This window comes from Pediococcus damnosus (assembly GCF_001437255.1).
GTDB classification, from domain to species: domain Bacteria; phylum Bacillota; class Bacilli; order Lactobacillales; family Lactobacillaceae; genus Pediococcus; species Pediococcus damnosus.
On sequence record NZ_JQBD01000050.1, the window covers coordinates 1 to 14,012 of the forward strand.

Consider the following 14,012-nt stretch of genomic DNA (forward strand, 5'->3'; position numbering starts at 1 on the left):
CCAGATACTTCGTCAGATTAGCCACTAAATACTCAAATTCTTCATCAGTGATATAAGCACAATCGGTGCGGGGATAGCTAAGGAACTTGGCTTCGTATAAACTCTGAATGGCCGCCAAAGTCTGGCTGGCACTGGCATGATACCGTTTATTCATGGCACTTTGCAGACTAGATAGCGAGAATAGTTGGGGACTAGCACGCTTTTTAGCCTGTTTTTGGACGTCCTTGATTAAACCGCCCTGTGAGCCTTTCTGAACGTGTTTAGCTTGCATGAATGTCATCAGCCCTGTTTCGTCTTTAAATCGCTGATAGGGGTCTAATTTTGCGACGAATTTTTGCTGATTGGCTAAAATTTCAGCATTTAGTTCAAAATAGGGTTCCGGCTTAAAGTTTTTGATTGCCTGGTCTCTTTGATAGACCATATACAAGGTTGGCGTCTGCACGCGACCAATTGAGTACACCCCACGCACCCCATTTTTCCTCAACAATAAAGTATATAAGGGACTACCATTCATACCGATCAACCAATCACTAATTTGCCGGGTTTGAGCTTCTTTATAAGCCAAATAGTCTTTGTGCCAATCACCAAGATTTTTAAAGCCGGTAATAATGGCGTCTTTTTCCAAGCTATTCAACCATAGCCGTTTAATGGTCTTCTTTTTAACGTCAATCTGGGCTTGGCTCATGATTGACCAGGCAATATTGGAGCCTTCCCGACCACTATCGGTGGCCACAATAATGGTATCGGCCTTCGTTAACAGGTCTTTGACGACCTTGAATTGATCTTTTTTACTAGCTGACACCACAAACTTGTATTTATCGGGAAAAATCGGTAAATTAGATAGGGCCCATTGCTGATATTTCTGATCATATTTATCCGGTGTGGCCAGTTCAACTAAATGTCCGAGACCATATGTCACAAGCGTATTTTCGGGCAAAACAGGGTCACTAACCATATAGTAACCCTGTTTTTTTGTGCTCTTTTGAAAGGCTTGGACGTATGAACGGGCTTGACTGGGTTTTTCAGCTAAGATAACAGTGGTCATGTTCGTTCACTCCTTGTGATTAAGTTTCTGTTCTAATTCTTCTTTGCCTTGGTTCGCACTATCCAACCAGGCTTGTTTTCTAAGTGCTTGCATGTCTTCTTGTTTGACCTGCTCATAAGCCTGTTGACGTTCCTTTAAGCAATCTTTGTAAGCTTTATGTTCACTTTTAGCTCCGCTTCTTAGAATCATGACTAGGCCACTGCCACCCACTAGCAAAACGATTACTTCAAGCCACAGGTAAGCTAAAACTTCATATAGAACTAGCAAACCTCCCATAACGATGACGAACCATTCTAGTGATCGATACAGATAGTAGAAGATCAAGTGGTCAAGTGGATTTCCTTTAAAAACATTGACATGCGAATCAACTCGCCACTTCGTTTTTATTTTTTCTCGCCACTTCATTTAAGTAACCCCCCTTTGGCCTAATGCTTCATTCTATTTTTTAACATTCTCATAGCCCCTGCCAAACCGCTTTTGGTAGCACCAGTTGAACTCCAAAAATCTTCGATAGCCTTTGGTGTGTGCAATACCAGCCACCCCATACCAATGGATAAAGCAAAGGCACCAATTCCATTACTACCCCAATGAGTAACCCCCCAAACACATAGGGTCATGGATAACACTTGTGAGAGCATAGAAGCGTTTAGGTAAATTAACTTCTTCCACCACGTGCCACTATAATCCCACGTCTCGGTTGCGATACTGATGGCCGCAAACGGGATTGTTAGATAGAACCAGGCTATATCAGCCATAAAGATACACATTTTGAAGAAGAAGAACACGGTCACTATCGCAAAGAATCCTAATAATATCAGTGACATAACCGATCCTATCGCCAATGTTCCACCAATATTTTTTGAACCGGTAATCATTGAAGCTGTGTACTTACTATTCATTGAAAACATAAATTTACCGAGTGGAAACACGATTGCTTTCAGTAAAAATCCTTGTAAAAAGACCATGACCGGAATTGCGGCGGCTGATTTAAGACTGTCCATCACAATATTGGCCCAAGTAACATCGGTACTTTCATCGGCCTCTTTTAGCAAAGTTCCAATTATTCTTCCTAGGACAACCACGACTACTAAGGACGTCGCAAAAGTAAGAAAGATTGCATACCATTGGTCTAGGACAGATTCATGTTGACCGATTTGATCAAAAATAGCTCTGCACCATGAGGTTATACCATTCATTGCCCCACTAAAAACTCCTTTAAGCCATTCATTAATTGCACCCGAAATTTTATCACCTAAGAAGCTTGCTAAAACTGGGTGGAAGTAAAAACTTTTCATATTTTAACTCCCCTTTCCTATTCATTAGCCAAATAAGTTGTTATCGTCGTCCTCTTTTGGCTCCTCTGTTTGACTATCTTTATTTGAAACCCTCTCTAAGTCGCTGTCTAGGTTGTCCTGCTGTTGCTCCTCCTCTGTTTGAGACATCTTGTTTGCGGCTTTTTTTTGAGCAGTCTCCTTTAATTTTGCTTTCCATTTCTCTACTCTTTGATGAAAGTTGGTTTCTTGGCTGGCTTCTGGTTGGCCTTGATACTCATTCTGTGACAAGTTAACCAAATGATCAGCCCCTGGAAATAGTTTAAATTGGAACGCTTTTGTAGCTTTGACTGGTCGCGCATTGCTAAAGATTAATAAGCTCTGATCTTCGGGCATACGCATAATTTCATCGGGTGTCATGAGTGAACGGCTCGTATAGCTATAACTATCGCTCTTGCTGTGGCTTTCTTCCTTGCTATGACTGGTACTTTCACTACCGGTTTCCACTTTTACGGTCGATTTACCTAACAAATCACTAAAGTATTTCGCAGTCACATCATTAGCGGCATTCAAGCAAATTTTAACGGCATGATTACCTAAGATACTTTCGGCTTTATCCTTGCCATACAAAGCTTGGAGCTGGGTTAAGGTCTGACAAATGGTCGTCACGCCAATACCGTACCCCCGACAGGTAGCTAAAAATTCTTCATATTTTGGGAATTTTCCTAAGTTGACAAATTCATCAAGGATAAAGTCGACTTGGTGGGGCAATTTAGCGTGATTATCAGCCGCTAATTTGTATAATTCATCAAATAATTGTGAGAAAAACAGATTGATGAAGCTTTCATAAGTGTTATCCATGACGGGGATAATCACGTACAGCACAACTTTGGCGTTGCCAATCTCTTTTAAATCAAAATCTGAAAAGCTGGTAAAATCGGCCACTTCTTTGTCGACGAACTTAGAAATGGTCGCCAACAGGCTTTCAATAATGCTGGCTTTCATTTCCCCTTTGGCCTTTTTGAAACCTAACTCATAAGCGCGTCTCGCTGGATCAGTCATGGTTAGATCAAGAAATAAGGTGTCTAATGGACTATCTGCACCTTTTTCCTCGGCTTCGACATCATTTTCTTGTAAGACTTGCGTTACGCCCGCCAAATTTCGTTGCTCTGGTGGCCGGTGGTTCATGACAAACAGGATTAGTGCCTTCAAAAGTTGCCGTTGGGTACTAAACCACACATCTTTTTTGCCCTCGGCATTTTCACTCTGAACGATCTTTGTTGCCACGGTTTCGGCTTGAATATCGCGCTGAATATAATCAAAGGGATTGTAGCGGTCACTGTGCGCCATGTTCGCAAAGTTGACGACATGTACTTGATAACCCTGGGCTAGTTTGACACCGGCCGTCTTTTCGTATAATTCACCTTTCGGGTCGGTTACGACAATGCTGTTCTCCGTTTCGTTAAACAAGTTGGTAATGACGACTGACTGGGTCTTATACGATCCTGGGCCCCCAACCACAAAGATATTCCGGTTTGGTTTGGTGCTGTTATTCTGGTAAACAATCCGTTTATCCACGATCCCTAAAATTGTCCCATTCATGTTAATCTGCCCCCTTCACTGACTTTTCTCGATCCACTAATGATTTGAGAATTTCGGCCTTGGTACTCTTGTTAAATGCTGTGGTGAGGTCTTTGGCATTGATACTAAAGTAATGGTCACTCAATTCTTTTAGATTACCCCAAGTCGCGCTCCCGTGGGTTTCAGTGTCTGCGGTTTCCCACGCTTTGTGCTTGCTATTGCGCTTCAAAGCAAAATAGATGGTGTATAGGACCACGGCGACACTGACAATAATTAGTACTGGGTTCTTTTGGCCCAAATACAAGTTGTAATAGTGCCAAGGGTGTAAGGCTAATTGTTTTAATACGGTTGGCATATGATCTGCAAATGCCAACTTATAGCGGGACAAGGCCATGACAGAGCCAGCTAAAATCTCCGCTAAATACAAGCCAATGATTAGCGTTAGTAGGTACGGCCAACTGGCTTTAACGCTGTTTAATAATTTGTCTTTCATCTAATCACCCACTATCTGTTTAATTCTTTGTTGGTTGGTGCCGGTGTACCGTTGCTTACCATGGATCAAGGTTGGTACTGACGTTAATTGATATTTTTGAATGTAATGCCGATTCTGCGGTTGATTCATGTTAATCAAGACGATGTTGTGACTGATTACGTTATGCCAATAAATCTGGTGGAAAATAGCTTGGCAATCCGGGCAATCATCACGGTAAAAGAACAGAACTTTATCAGAATGCTTAGCCAGCGTCACAACTGTTTTCTCTTTCTCAACATGGTTCACATAGCTATGACCTGCAAAGCCTAATACTGCAAGTATCACCACGATCACCGCTAGGGCTTTGCTTACTTTTTTAATCAAGGTCACTCGCTTTAAAACTGTTCCCAAGATTCTGTACATCAGTGATTCGATCCGTGGTGGTATCGAAAGTCACTTGATAAAGTACCGTCGCCTTTTGCCAGTCGTTGTCGCCACTCTTACTTTCGTAACTGACAACGGCCAAGCCTTTCATATTTTGCCCCTGCTTACTTTGCGTATACAGGTTCAGTTGATTTAACTTAGCTGAAACACTATTGCTATCACCATACGTGCCCTTATTTGAAAAGTATTGCTGATATAGCTTGTCGGAAATCAAGTCTTTCACGCCATCTTTACGCTGTCCGTAGGTCTTGGGCTTAAAGTTGTTCATGACCTTAAAGAACTTGGTGACTACCGTATTAAAGCTTAGTTCAGCCTGACTTTTGTCTTTATTATTTTGGTAGGTCTTATAACTGTCAATTTGGGTGCTCAATAACTGCTTTTGTTGGTTGGTTTTAGTCAATTGCTGGTTAACTTGTCGCTTCTGTTTTTGTAAACGACTAATCTGCTGTTGCGCCTGCTTAACTTGGCTATGTTGATAGGCATTCGCCCCTAATGACATGATTAAGATCAAACTACCAATCGCAATACTTAAAACCATGCTCCGCTTCATTTGTTGGTTCCTCCTTACTTCTTGATTGGCCGGGCTAACGTTACATCGCTACCACTTAGTAAGCTATAAAAGGCGGTGCCAAAGGTGCTTTCGTTAACCTTGTCGCCGACACCACCTTGCTCAATGATCTTGGTGGCTTTACCTTGCCATTTGCCTAGCAGAATGGCGGTATGCCCGTTGTTGCCGGCCCCGGCGCCTTGATTAACAATCACAATATCGCCAGCTTTCGCGTCATTTTCACTGATTTGTTTCAAGTATTGATGGCTACCTTTGGCGTCACTAGCCATCGTGCCGGTAAACCAGCCCATATTGGCCGGTACCTTGTAACCAGCTTTATTAAGCGCTAACCAGACAAAGCCCGAACAATCTGTTCCACCAGTTTTGCTGGGATTCTTTAAATCACTGCCTAAATCGGGGCTGGGGTGGGTTTGAACATAGTAGAAATCGCCTTTCATACTTTCTGCGTTTTTAACGATACTACCGCCGGAATATCTCGGGTCACTATCACAGCCTAGTTCGGTCAGATTGCCGGAACTCGCATTGTCTAACGTATTACCGGCCACGGGATCACTTGCACCCAACACGGAATACCAATGATCGGCATAACCATATCTTTGGCTTAAATACCATTGTTCCGGGTTCTTACTCATACCCTCGTAATCCATTAACCAGGATTTGGTCGCTTTATGCACGTCCGTATATTTAAAAATCTGCTTGTTTGACGCATAGTAACTACTGTTCAATTCTTGATCGAGATAGTCCAACTGAACCCCGAGATTGGTCGCTGATTTGTTTTCTTTATGGGCTAAATCTTCCAGTTTATCTTTTCGACCACCTAACCACTGGGCTAAGCCCGTGGCCCCGGAACTGGAATTAACGGACTTGGGATCAAGGCGACTTTCTAGTTGTAAGACCCCCAAGATACCGGCGGCCGCTTGTGGGGTGGCACCATACTTTTGTTTCCAGTGTGCATAGATGTTTTTGGCATTTTCCGTCATGCTCTTACTATCTAATTGCGTTTCTGTGGTCGTTGAATTATCACAACTGTTTTCTTGCAATTGACCTGTTACTGCCGCAATTAACAAGATGATTAGCAGAAGGGCGCCACCCACAATATAAGCAATCAATTTCCACTTCTTTTTCTTATATTCAAATGACAATACCTGCATTTAATCACCCACTTTGTGCTTGGCCTGATCGACTTGTTTTTGCGCTGCTGATTGGTCACTCTGCGCGTTCTTTAAGTCCGACTTAGCCGAATCCACCTTCTTATCTTTATCCTTATCTTTACTGCCATCAATCTTGTTGGCGTCATCTAACTTCTTTTGGGCGTCACTAACTTCGTTCTTAGCGGCATTGAGGCTTAATAGCGCTTTGAGATACTTGGCTTTAGGGCTGTTCACCCCAGCTAATTTGGTTTGGACGGTCTGGGCGTCTTGCGTATCGTTATGGGCTAGGAAGGCTTGTCCCATTCTCAATAAAACATCAGCGTTCGTCGTAAAGGATAATTGGTTATTGAGCGTATTGGTATCGTAGTTAACGATGGCTTTTTCAAGTTTCAACTGGTCTTTTTGCTTGCTTGTCGCCTTAGTTGGCAATTCCCACTTGGCAACCTTCCCGCTATCCTTGTTGGCATAAGCCGTGTTGACAACCTTATTCAACTGGCTTGGGTCAACCTTTAAAGCTTGCTGGTACTGACCATGCTTTAAAAAGACATTGACTTGCTTAGTTGCAGGATAGCCGGCTCGTTGCATATCTTTTTGTGCTTCTGACCACTTATGATCATTTAAAGCGGTCTGAATTTGACCGCTATATTTTAATCGCGTGACTTGGGCTTGGTTCTGGTTAGCTAAGCTTTGATACTTTCTTTCGTCACTTTTATGGACTAAGCCGACGGCCAAAACGGCCACAATCGCCACTCCGGCCACGCTCAACCATAAACGTTGTTTGGTTTTCTGCTGGGCCGTTTCAACTGCCTGCCATTCGTGATAGCTCACAAAGTCCTCAATGCCGTTAACCACTTCCGTTAACTCATTTAACGACGTAGCTTTAGCTACTTGTTGTAAATAGTCGTCCGGGTGTTTGGCTAGGGCTTCTTTAGGATTGCTTAGTAGCCGTTCATAGGGCGTCCCCGTCAAACAAAATAGAATCAGCGCTTTGTATTTAGCTAAATTGCTGTGCTTGTCATCATAGGGCATGAGTTCATTGGCCCGGTAGGCGTACCAAACATGTTGCATGGGGTAATACCAGAGGTTAGCTGGGTTCAACGCAATGTGATACTGGCTATCAGCAACCACCTTTTGCGCCATAATTTCCTTGGCAATCGCTGACCGGATTGCCTTATTTTCATGTGGCAAGGACTTCAAAGATTTTACCCGATCGGGTAAAGCATAGGTAAGTACAACTCTTTCATCTTGTTCCACGATATTTAGCAGCCGTAAAAAGTTTGGGGTTTCTTTTTTCAGCTCATTTAATTCACTAATATTGTCATAACGAAATTGGCTACGATCAAGCTCAAGGGTGAGTTTATCTTTTATCCGTTTAAACGTCCCAACTTCGATATTTAATAGTTCTAAGTCTTTACTCATTTAAAGTTCCCCCTTTCTCTTCTGTGGTTGTTAAGGTATCAATCTCACTTGGTGTCAATACAACTCTCTTTTGATAATCCGGTTGTTCGGCTGTCTCACGATTGTATTTTTCTTGGTAAGCTTCTGGGTCGATTAGTCGCAATTCTTCTTCGGTCAATTCAACTTTCATAAAGGCTCGTTGACTGCCATAAATCATCAGGGCTTCACCTTGCCGGCGGCGCTCCAATAATTTCTTTTCTTTATCCGAGAACGTCATTCTCAACTTAGTAATCACATCATCAACGCCTTTACCGTCTAACCCGAAAAAGATTTTCGTGTAGGAGTTACCGATAATAGCTTCACCTATGTTTTGACCGGTATCAGTCGTTCCTTCGATCACATCTTGAATTTGCTGTGTTCCGGCGATCGCCCCGGCATTGTACTTTCTAAACCGCTTGTATGCTTGGTGGAAAAAGGTGGCGGCCGCTTTGTGCAAAGTCAAAAAGTGAAATTCATCGACAAACAATTTCTTGCGGCTATGCCGATCTTTGGTGATTTCGTCCCACAAATACTGGAAGGTATTCAAGTAGGCCGCTGATTGGACTTCCTGTTCACTTTGTAGGGGTTTTAGATCAAAAGAAATGATCTTTCCCTTTAGGTTGACGTTGGTGTGGCCGTCAAATAGGCTGTTAGAACCATGGGTATAACTACCTAAGATGTAGTAGAAGTCTTTAACCCGACTGAACTTGTCTGCGTCCTTATCAGCCAGTTTTTCCAACTCGTCATAAACATTGGATAAGGTCGGCCACTGATCGTCTTTAATCTCTTTTAAGCGGCTATATTTCAAAACGCCACTGTTGACGTAAGCTTGTTTAACGACATCATCAAGGATTGCCAGCTCAACTTGGGTAATCCCGGTTTTAAGGACTTCAAAGAATCCCTTTAATCGCTGGATTTTATCTTTAACTAGTAAATCAAGGTTCGTGACCGACTCATCGGCGCTTAGGATTTCTTCGGAGAAAATTTGGAGCGGGTTAATTTTGTACTTCGCATTAGAAGTTAAGTGCAAGACTGCCCCACCCAGGGCTTCAACAATCTTGGTATATTCGTTTTCTGGATCAATAATGTAGATTTGATAGTCTTGAATGGCGTAGCGTAGGATTTTCTGAATCATATAGGTGGTCTTGCCGACCCCCGAGGTCCCGATAATCACTTGATTTTGATTTAGGGTCTTGTTGCGATCCAACATATCTACGGCAATTAAGCTGTTGGTATCTTTGTTAACCCCTTCAATATCGCTTCTAGGCTTCAAGTCCAAAATCTCCGCGTCATCAAAGGGAAACATGCTGCTGGCGACTTCGGTATTACTCTCTTTATAGGTGTAATCCCCCATGAGGTTCTCGTTAATTGGCATGGTTGACCAAAATGCTTGAAAAGTCGCTTTAACGGGCACCAAGGGCTTCATCTGTAGCTTAATCAAGGTGTTCTTGACGTTCTCGGTTAAGTCGTCTAGTTCTGCTAAACTGTTGGCCCGCAGATAAATCAGCATATGTTGGTACACAAATGTGGTAGAATTATCAAGGTATTTATCTAGCTGCATGTTGGCTGAATCAATATAATTTTGCAGAATCTTCTTTTTATACGGGTCGAACGTATTCAGCTTCTGCGCTTCCTTGTTTTGAATTGTCTTCTTGTAATAGGTAATCATTGAATTGTTACTGGCGCTGTCGATATACTGCACTATATCGATAACGCCTTTTTTGCGCTTTAATTCTGATAGCCAGTTGCCATACACCCGTTTTGGATAATCAGCAATTGCTAACACCCGAATAAAATTCTCACCCGACTGGACGTAGGTGGGGTACTGTTCCCAGCTAAACGGGAATAGTGAATGCAAGCTATCGCGATCAATCAGCTTGGTAAAGTCTTCAACCTCCGGTTTTTGTTTATTAACCGCTGGTTCACTATTTTGCTGACTTTCTTTCTTGGTTGGCATGAACAAATCAATGACCTTATCACCAAAATTCATTTTGTTTCCCCCTATCCATTAAAATTGATTAAGTTCTTTAAAATCTCTTGGACTTCTTGACTAGTCAACACTTTGGCCGTCACATCAAAGTCCGTTAACGCATTTTCAATGTCTCGTTTAACCTGTTCGATCTTTTCGTCTAAATGAGTGACGGCTAAGGTTAAGCTTTTAACGCTCTTGTCTTTAATCGGTACCTTAACGATTAGCAGATGTTGCTTAGTTGTCATGTTTTTGGATTCCTGGACTTTAGTAAAGTGGTCCAAATAACTGGCTATGAGTTGGATTTTGAACTGTTGCTCCGGGTGGTCTTTTTGTAAGGCGAGATACCGCCGTTTGAGACCATTGAGATAAGCCGTCATATTGACGGGAATCGTCGGTTCTAAGAACTGTAAGGTGTCATCAACCCCTTCACCTAAGGTACTCATGAGAAACGCGCCATAGTCCTCAAAAACGTCCTGTTGTTCGGTTTCATTAAGTAGATCAAGGTTGATCCCACTAACTTCCAAAATGCCAACGAGATTACCCGTTTTGGTAACTTCATAATTACCGTACATACCTACGACCAAGCTCATATCATCAATGGTTTGTTTACCGCCGTTGATCTTCGGTGGTTGGTAATCCCAATCGAGCTTCACTGATTTATTGGCGGTTTTGCTCTTCTTCAAACGCATTTAGTTCACCTCGCTTCTTCGGTTTCAAATAAAACAGTTTCTGACCATTGGCATAGCGGCGTTTCAACTTAAAGTTATCCCGCACTTTAATATTCTTCCGCGCCGCAACTGGCCTAATTGTTAAAATAGCCATGACAATCGTCATGGCTAAGACAACAATCACTATTTTTATCAGGACTAAGATCAGACCATAGGGTGGGATCGCAATAAAAATTAAGCCCACTAGTCCTGCCAGCGCCGCATAGCCAAAATCCTTCAAGGTGTAGTCTTTCCAGATCCCGTAATCTTTATCTACGTTCTCTGGGAAGATAAATTCTTTTCCTTTCTTCATTTGGCAGGCTCCTTTTTAAATTAAGTGAATAGGCTGTAAACCCAAGGTAATAGCCAGATAATCGCTGCCGCTAAGGCCACTAAACCAGCCACCCGACCAACCGCGTGATAAACTTCTGATTTCTCTCGCGGATCGTCTGCGTCAGGCATTCTTTTGATAATAATAAATAGCGCGACACAAATCCCAACTAAAACGACCAAACCAGTTAAAATACCTTGAATCGTCTTACCAGCGCTGGTTAGCTTGCTTTTAACTTCGCCACCGTCCGCCGCCAAAACAACCTGGGCGTTCATTAAGCCCAAATAAATCGCAGTAGCTCCAGTAGTTGCTAGCGCTTTCATTTTTCTGTATTTTGACATGTTATTCCTCCTTCCTATCGTCTTCTGATGTTCGTAATTGAATTTGTTCTGCCTGCGTTTCTTCTGGCTCACGCTGATAGAACTTGTTCAATTGTTCCTCGGCAATTTGCTGGCTTGGTAATGGATCGGTGGCTAATTTGACGCGGCCGTTTTCACTCGTGGCTAAGTAATACTCTTTTTCTGACTGGCCTAATTCTTGGGTCTCTAAGACATGCAAATTATGTTCGTAACGGTCTAAGGCGTTATCAACTTCTAAGCCATAGAAACCTAAGAAGCCTTCCAGGAAACTCTCACCAAAAAAGGTCATTTCATTTTTAATTTGCTTATATTGATGAGTTGGCTTATCACTAACTAGCTTTTCAGTTTTTTTGGCGTTCTTGCTGTCTTGATGACGATTAAACCAACTACTGATTTTTAATGGGTCGGTCTTAATCTGACGCTTAACGGTATTTTTGATTAATGCTTTCCGGACTTCGTCAATTGGTTTACCTTCCTGTTTCAATCGGTCTTGTAACTTGTCTTGATCCGCCAATTCTTGTTCGTCTTTAACCACGATAGCTTTCTGGCCATTATGAATTAGCTTGCCATTAATGCCCTGCCAGCTTTCTACTTTCATTGGATCACCTCCTTTAAATCAATCGGGATAATTGTTCTCTGGACGTTCCCCTAACCCGCCCTGTAAAATGGACTATTAGGAGGGTGGCACCTAAAAGTCTAAGTTTTAGGTGTTGATCCCCGTTAGCAACTCTACTGCTGACGAGGACGCCCTCTTTTTTTATGCGATCTCTGATCCATTCAATTCCTTGTGCTGATATTAGTTTGCTTTTGCCACCCTCCAAAATCATATTTTCGGGTACTTCGCCCTTATGACGGCGTAGCCATAAACTTACATAAGAACGACTGCGGCCTAACTTTTGGCTAGCTTGACCAAGGTTATACCATTCTTCTTTTGCCACATCTTTTACCCCCCTTTCTTTAATCTATGGCTCTATTATATCACTAAATGTACTCATTGTGTACATTTATTTTTACATTTTGATTACAAGTGCATACCCCCATCTTCATGCCGGTTCCGGGTTTGGTGTTGCCGTTGCTTTTTCGTCATTGCCCACTCGGTCTCTTTTAAGCCACGTAATTGCTTTTGCCGTTGGTAATCTTCATCACGAGCATATAGAACAGTCATGATCGCATCACTAAAGGCCGTCTTTAAGTAATAGTCTGGACTAACTGGCTTATAATTTAGCGGTTGATAATGCCCCATATCTGCTTTTCTGTACTGGTCGTCCTTGGCTTGTTGCCCTTTTAACTGCTTTTGGATTTTCTCGATCTGACTGTTCTTAATCGTCGGATCGGCTTTGCATTCGCCAAAAAAGAGTTGTTTAGTGCCATCATGCTTTAAAACCCGTTGTAGGTGATGATTTTCTAACTGATCTAAGCTGAGCTGTCCCGATAAATAAGCTAGTCCTTGTTGATGTTCTTGGGGACTGAACACCTGTGGTGGATTTGCTTGCCACTGTTCAATTGTTTCAGCCTGACATGGCTTTAAAGCAGGATCATAGTACATCACGGCTGTATAGGCTTGTTCCTGTTTAGTCATTGGTAATTCATCTAAATTGCCTTTGGGAAAGGCCCTTTTCAATACTTCATGGTATTGCATTTGAATAACTTGCTTAACAGCCATGATTGTTCGCAAATCTTTGACTGCGCGAGTAATCTTTTGCTGTTCGATTGGTGAATATTTCTCTAGTAACCCTTGATCGACGTGTTCTAGACTTTCTAAGTTATCGTCATGAATCATCAGCGTATATTTAAGCTCGATTTTGACTTCCTTTTCTTGTTGCATTAATAACTTAAAACCAACGTATGGCCGCTTAGTAAAGGTCAATAATTGTTGGGTCAACAAATCATCACGAATGTTCATTAAACGTTCGTTTAATTCACTACCCTTGAAAACTGTATGTTCGCTATCGGTTTCCTTAATTAATTCCCGTCGTTCAGCCGCGGTTGTCTGTTCAAAATCAAGCTCTGGATAAAGTTTTTTCGTAGTGCGATCAACCACTTTATTTAAGAGTTCATCTGCTTTTTTGAGTGAGCTTTCTTGTTGGTTAATTGTCAATAATTGTTTAGTCACATCTTCACCAACCGCATGTTTAATTAAGGTACTGTTTTTCCAATTAAATAGCATGCGCCGCTTATCATCTAAGTTCTCCAAACTGATATAAGTTTTCAGTTCATGGCTTAGCTCTTTAACTACCCGTTTTTCATTAAACGAGAAGTGTTTACTTAGGCTATCTAAATGACCTCTATTGATTGCTTTTTCTTGGTTGTTTTTATAACTGGCTTTGGCCTTGCGATAGTCCTTAACTTGTTGATTAAATTCTTTTCTTTCATGCCGCTTACTATTGATTCCCTCATGTTGAGTTGGAACTTCATCTATTCCTTGATTTTCAAAGGATTTTTCGCTGATCCGATCGGGAATATTTTTTTGCTCTAAAACTTGATTGACACTAACCGCCCAATTGTGCCGCCATTCAGTTATTTTTTCTTTTTTATCCCAATCAACCAACCAAATTTTTCGGTTTCTTACATTCCCTGCAGGGGTCTTAGTTTTATTACCATGACTATCTAAAATGTATTCGGTTTTTGTTTTCTGTCCCCAAGTACCATCGGGGTTAAATGGGCGATTGGTTAA

General features: G+C 42.0%; 16 protein-coding genes. All 16 read right to left on the reverse strand.

Going from position 1 to position 14,012, the window contains the following annotated elements; translation table 11 throughout:
- The coding region (locus tag IV84_RS06895) for a DNA topoisomerase (RefSeq protein WP_236699020.1) at nucleotides 1-1,045 on the reverse strand (1,045 nt) is incomplete at its 3' end.
- Between the two features lie 6 nt (nucleotides 1,046-1,051).
- Nucleotides 1,052-1,450 (reverse strand): hypothetical protein, encoded by a 399-nt coding sequence (locus IV84_RS06900; RefSeq protein WP_016373478.1) that lies wholly within the window; start codon nucleotides 1,448-1,450, stop codon nucleotides 1,052-1,054.
- Nucleotides 1,451-1,470: 20 nt separating this feature from the next.
- Nucleotides 1,471-2,340, reverse strand: coding sequence for a conjugal transfer protein TrbL family protein (locus tag IV84_RS06905; RefSeq protein WP_003712731.1), 870 nt, complete (start codon nucleotides 2,338-2,340; stop codon nucleotides 1,471-1,473).
- A gap of 24 nt (nucleotides 2,341-2,364) precedes the next feature.
- Complete coding sequence (locus IV84_RS06910; RefSeq protein ID WP_056986302.1) at nucleotides 2,365-3,918, reverse strand: VirD4-like conjugal transfer protein, CD1115 family; 1,554 nt, start codon at nucleotides 3,916-3,918, stop codon at nucleotides 2,365-2,367.
- A gap of 1 nt (nucleotide 3,919) precedes the next feature.
- The gene (locus IV84_RS06915; protein ID WP_056986303.1) at nucleotides 3,920-4,390 is read right to left on the reverse strand and encodes a hypothetical protein; all 471 of its coding nucleotides are present in this window, start codon (nucleotides 4,388-4,390) and stop codon (nucleotides 3,920-3,922) included.
- Nucleotides 4,391-4,759, reverse strand: coding sequence for a thioredoxin domain-containing protein (locus tag IV84_RS06920; RefSeq protein ID WP_056986304.1), 369 nt, complete (start codon nucleotides 4,757-4,759; stop codon nucleotides 4,391-4,393).
- Nucleotides 4,746-5,363, reverse strand: coding sequence for a SadB/YajI family lipoprotein (locus IV84_RS06925; RefSeq protein ID WP_056986305.1), 618 nt, complete (start codon nucleotides 5,361-5,363; stop codon nucleotides 4,746-4,748). Before IV84_RS06925 ends, IV84_RS06920 begins: the two co-directional genes overlap by 14 nt.
- Before the next feature lie 14 nt (nucleotides 5,364-5,377).
- Nucleotides 5,378-6,532, reverse strand: a complete 1,155-nt coding sequence (locus tag IV84_RS06930) for a phage tail tip lysozyme (protein ID WP_056986306.1) — start codon at nucleotides 6,530-6,532, stop codon at nucleotides 5,378-5,380.
- Nucleotides 6,533-7,951 carry a type VII secretion protein EssB/YukC gene (locus IV84_RS06935; RefSeq protein WP_056986307.1) on the reverse strand — a complete coding sequence of 473 codons (1,419 nt, stop codon included), beginning with the start codon at nucleotides 7,949-7,951 and terminating at the stop codon, nucleotides 6,533-6,535. It lies immediately after the preceding gene.
- The gene (locus IV84_RS06940) at nucleotides 7,944-9,959 is read right to left on the reverse strand and encodes a VirB4 family type IV secretion system protein (RefSeq protein WP_056986308.1); all 2,016 of its coding nucleotides are present in this window, start codon (nucleotides 9,957-9,959) and stop codon (nucleotides 7,944-7,946) included. Before IV84_RS06940 ends, IV84_RS06935 begins: the two co-directional genes overlap by 8 nt.
- A gap of 11 nt (nucleotides 9,960-9,970) precedes the next feature.
- Nucleotides 9,971-10,630 (reverse strand): TrsD/TraD family conjugative transfer protein, encoded by a 660-nt coding sequence (trsD, locus tag IV84_RS06945; RefSeq protein ID WP_056986309.1) that lies wholly within the window; start codon nucleotides 10,628-10,630, stop codon nucleotides 9,971-9,973.
- Nucleotides 10,599-10,961, reverse strand: coding sequence for a hypothetical protein (locus IV84_RS06950; protein WP_014216295.1), 363 nt, complete (start codon nucleotides 10,959-10,961; stop codon nucleotides 10,599-10,601). Before IV84_RS06950 ends, trsD begins: the two co-directional genes overlap by 32 nt.
- Before the next feature lie 20 nt (nucleotides 10,962-10,981).
- The gene (locus IV84_RS06955; protein ID WP_056986310.1) at nucleotides 10,982-11,320 is read right to left on the reverse strand and encodes a CagC family type IV secretion system protein; all 339 of its coding nucleotides are present in this window, start codon (nucleotides 11,318-11,320) and stop codon (nucleotides 10,982-10,984) included.
- A 1-nt stretch (nucleotide 11,321) separates the two neighbouring features.
- The gene (locus IV84_RS06960) at nucleotides 11,322-11,936 is read right to left on the reverse strand and encodes a hypothetical protein (protein ID WP_056986311.1); all 615 of its coding nucleotides are present in this window, start codon (nucleotides 11,934-11,936) and stop codon (nucleotides 11,322-11,324) included.
- A gap of 13 nt (nucleotides 11,937-11,949) precedes the next feature.
- Nucleotides 11,950-12,276 carry a hypothetical protein gene (locus IV84_RS10715; protein WP_081036083.1) on the reverse strand — a complete coding sequence of 109 codons (327 nt, stop codon included), beginning with the start codon at nucleotides 12,274-12,276 and terminating at the stop codon, nucleotides 11,950-11,952.
- Between the two features lie 83 nt (nucleotides 12,277-12,359).
- Nucleotides 12,360-14,012, reverse strand: a 1,653-nt coding sequence (locus IV84_RS06970) for a MobA/MobL family protein (protein WP_056986312.1), incomplete at its 5' end; no start/stop codon positions are given.

Coding starts and splice junctions, on each gene's coding strand:
- IV84_RS06900 (WP_016373478.1), bottom strand. CDS start 1,450: ATGAAGTGGCGAGAAAAAATAAAAACGAAGTGGCGAGTTGATTCGCAT.
- IV84_RS06905 (WP_003712731.1), bottom strand. CDS start 2,340: ATGAAAAGTTTTTACTTCCACCCAGTTTTAGCAAGCTTCTTAGGTGAT.
- IV84_RS06910 (WP_056986302.1), bottom strand. CDS start 3,918: ATGAATGGGACAATTTTAGGGATCGTGGATAAACGGATTGTTTACCAG.
- IV84_RS06915 (WP_056986303.1), bottom strand. CDS start 4,390: ATGAAAGACAAATTATTAAACAGCGTTAAAGCCAGTTGGCCGTACCTA.
- IV84_RS06925 (WP_056986305.1), bottom strand. CDS start 5,363: ATGAAGCGGAGCATGGTTTTAAGTATTGCGATTGGTAGTTTGATCTTA.
- IV84_RS06930 (WP_056986306.1), bottom strand. CDS start 6,532: ATGCAGGTATTGTCATTTGAATATAAGAAAAAGAAGTGGAAATTGATT.
- IV84_RS06935 (WP_056986307.1), bottom strand. CDS start 7,951: ATGAGTAAAGACTTAGAACTATTAAATATCGAAGTTGGGACGTTTAAA.
- IV84_RS06940 (WP_056986308.1), bottom strand. CDS start 9,959: ATGAATTTTGGTGATAAGGTCATTGATTTGTTCATGCCAACCAAGAAA.
- trsD (WP_056986309.1), bottom strand. CDS start 10,630: ATGCGTTTGAAGAAGAGCAAAACCGCCAATAAATCAGTGAAGCTCGAT.
- IV84_RS06950 (WP_014216295.1), bottom strand. CDS start 10,961: ATGAAGAAAGGAAAAGAATTTATCTTCCCAGAGAACGTAGATAAAGAT.
- IV84_RS06955 (WP_056986310.1), bottom strand. CDS start 11,320: ATGTCAAAATACAGAAAAATGAAAGCGCTAGCAACTACTGGAGCTACT.
- IV84_RS06960 (WP_056986311.1), bottom strand. CDS start 11,936: ATGAAAGTAGAAAGCTGGCAGGGCATTAATGGCAAGCTAATTCATAAT.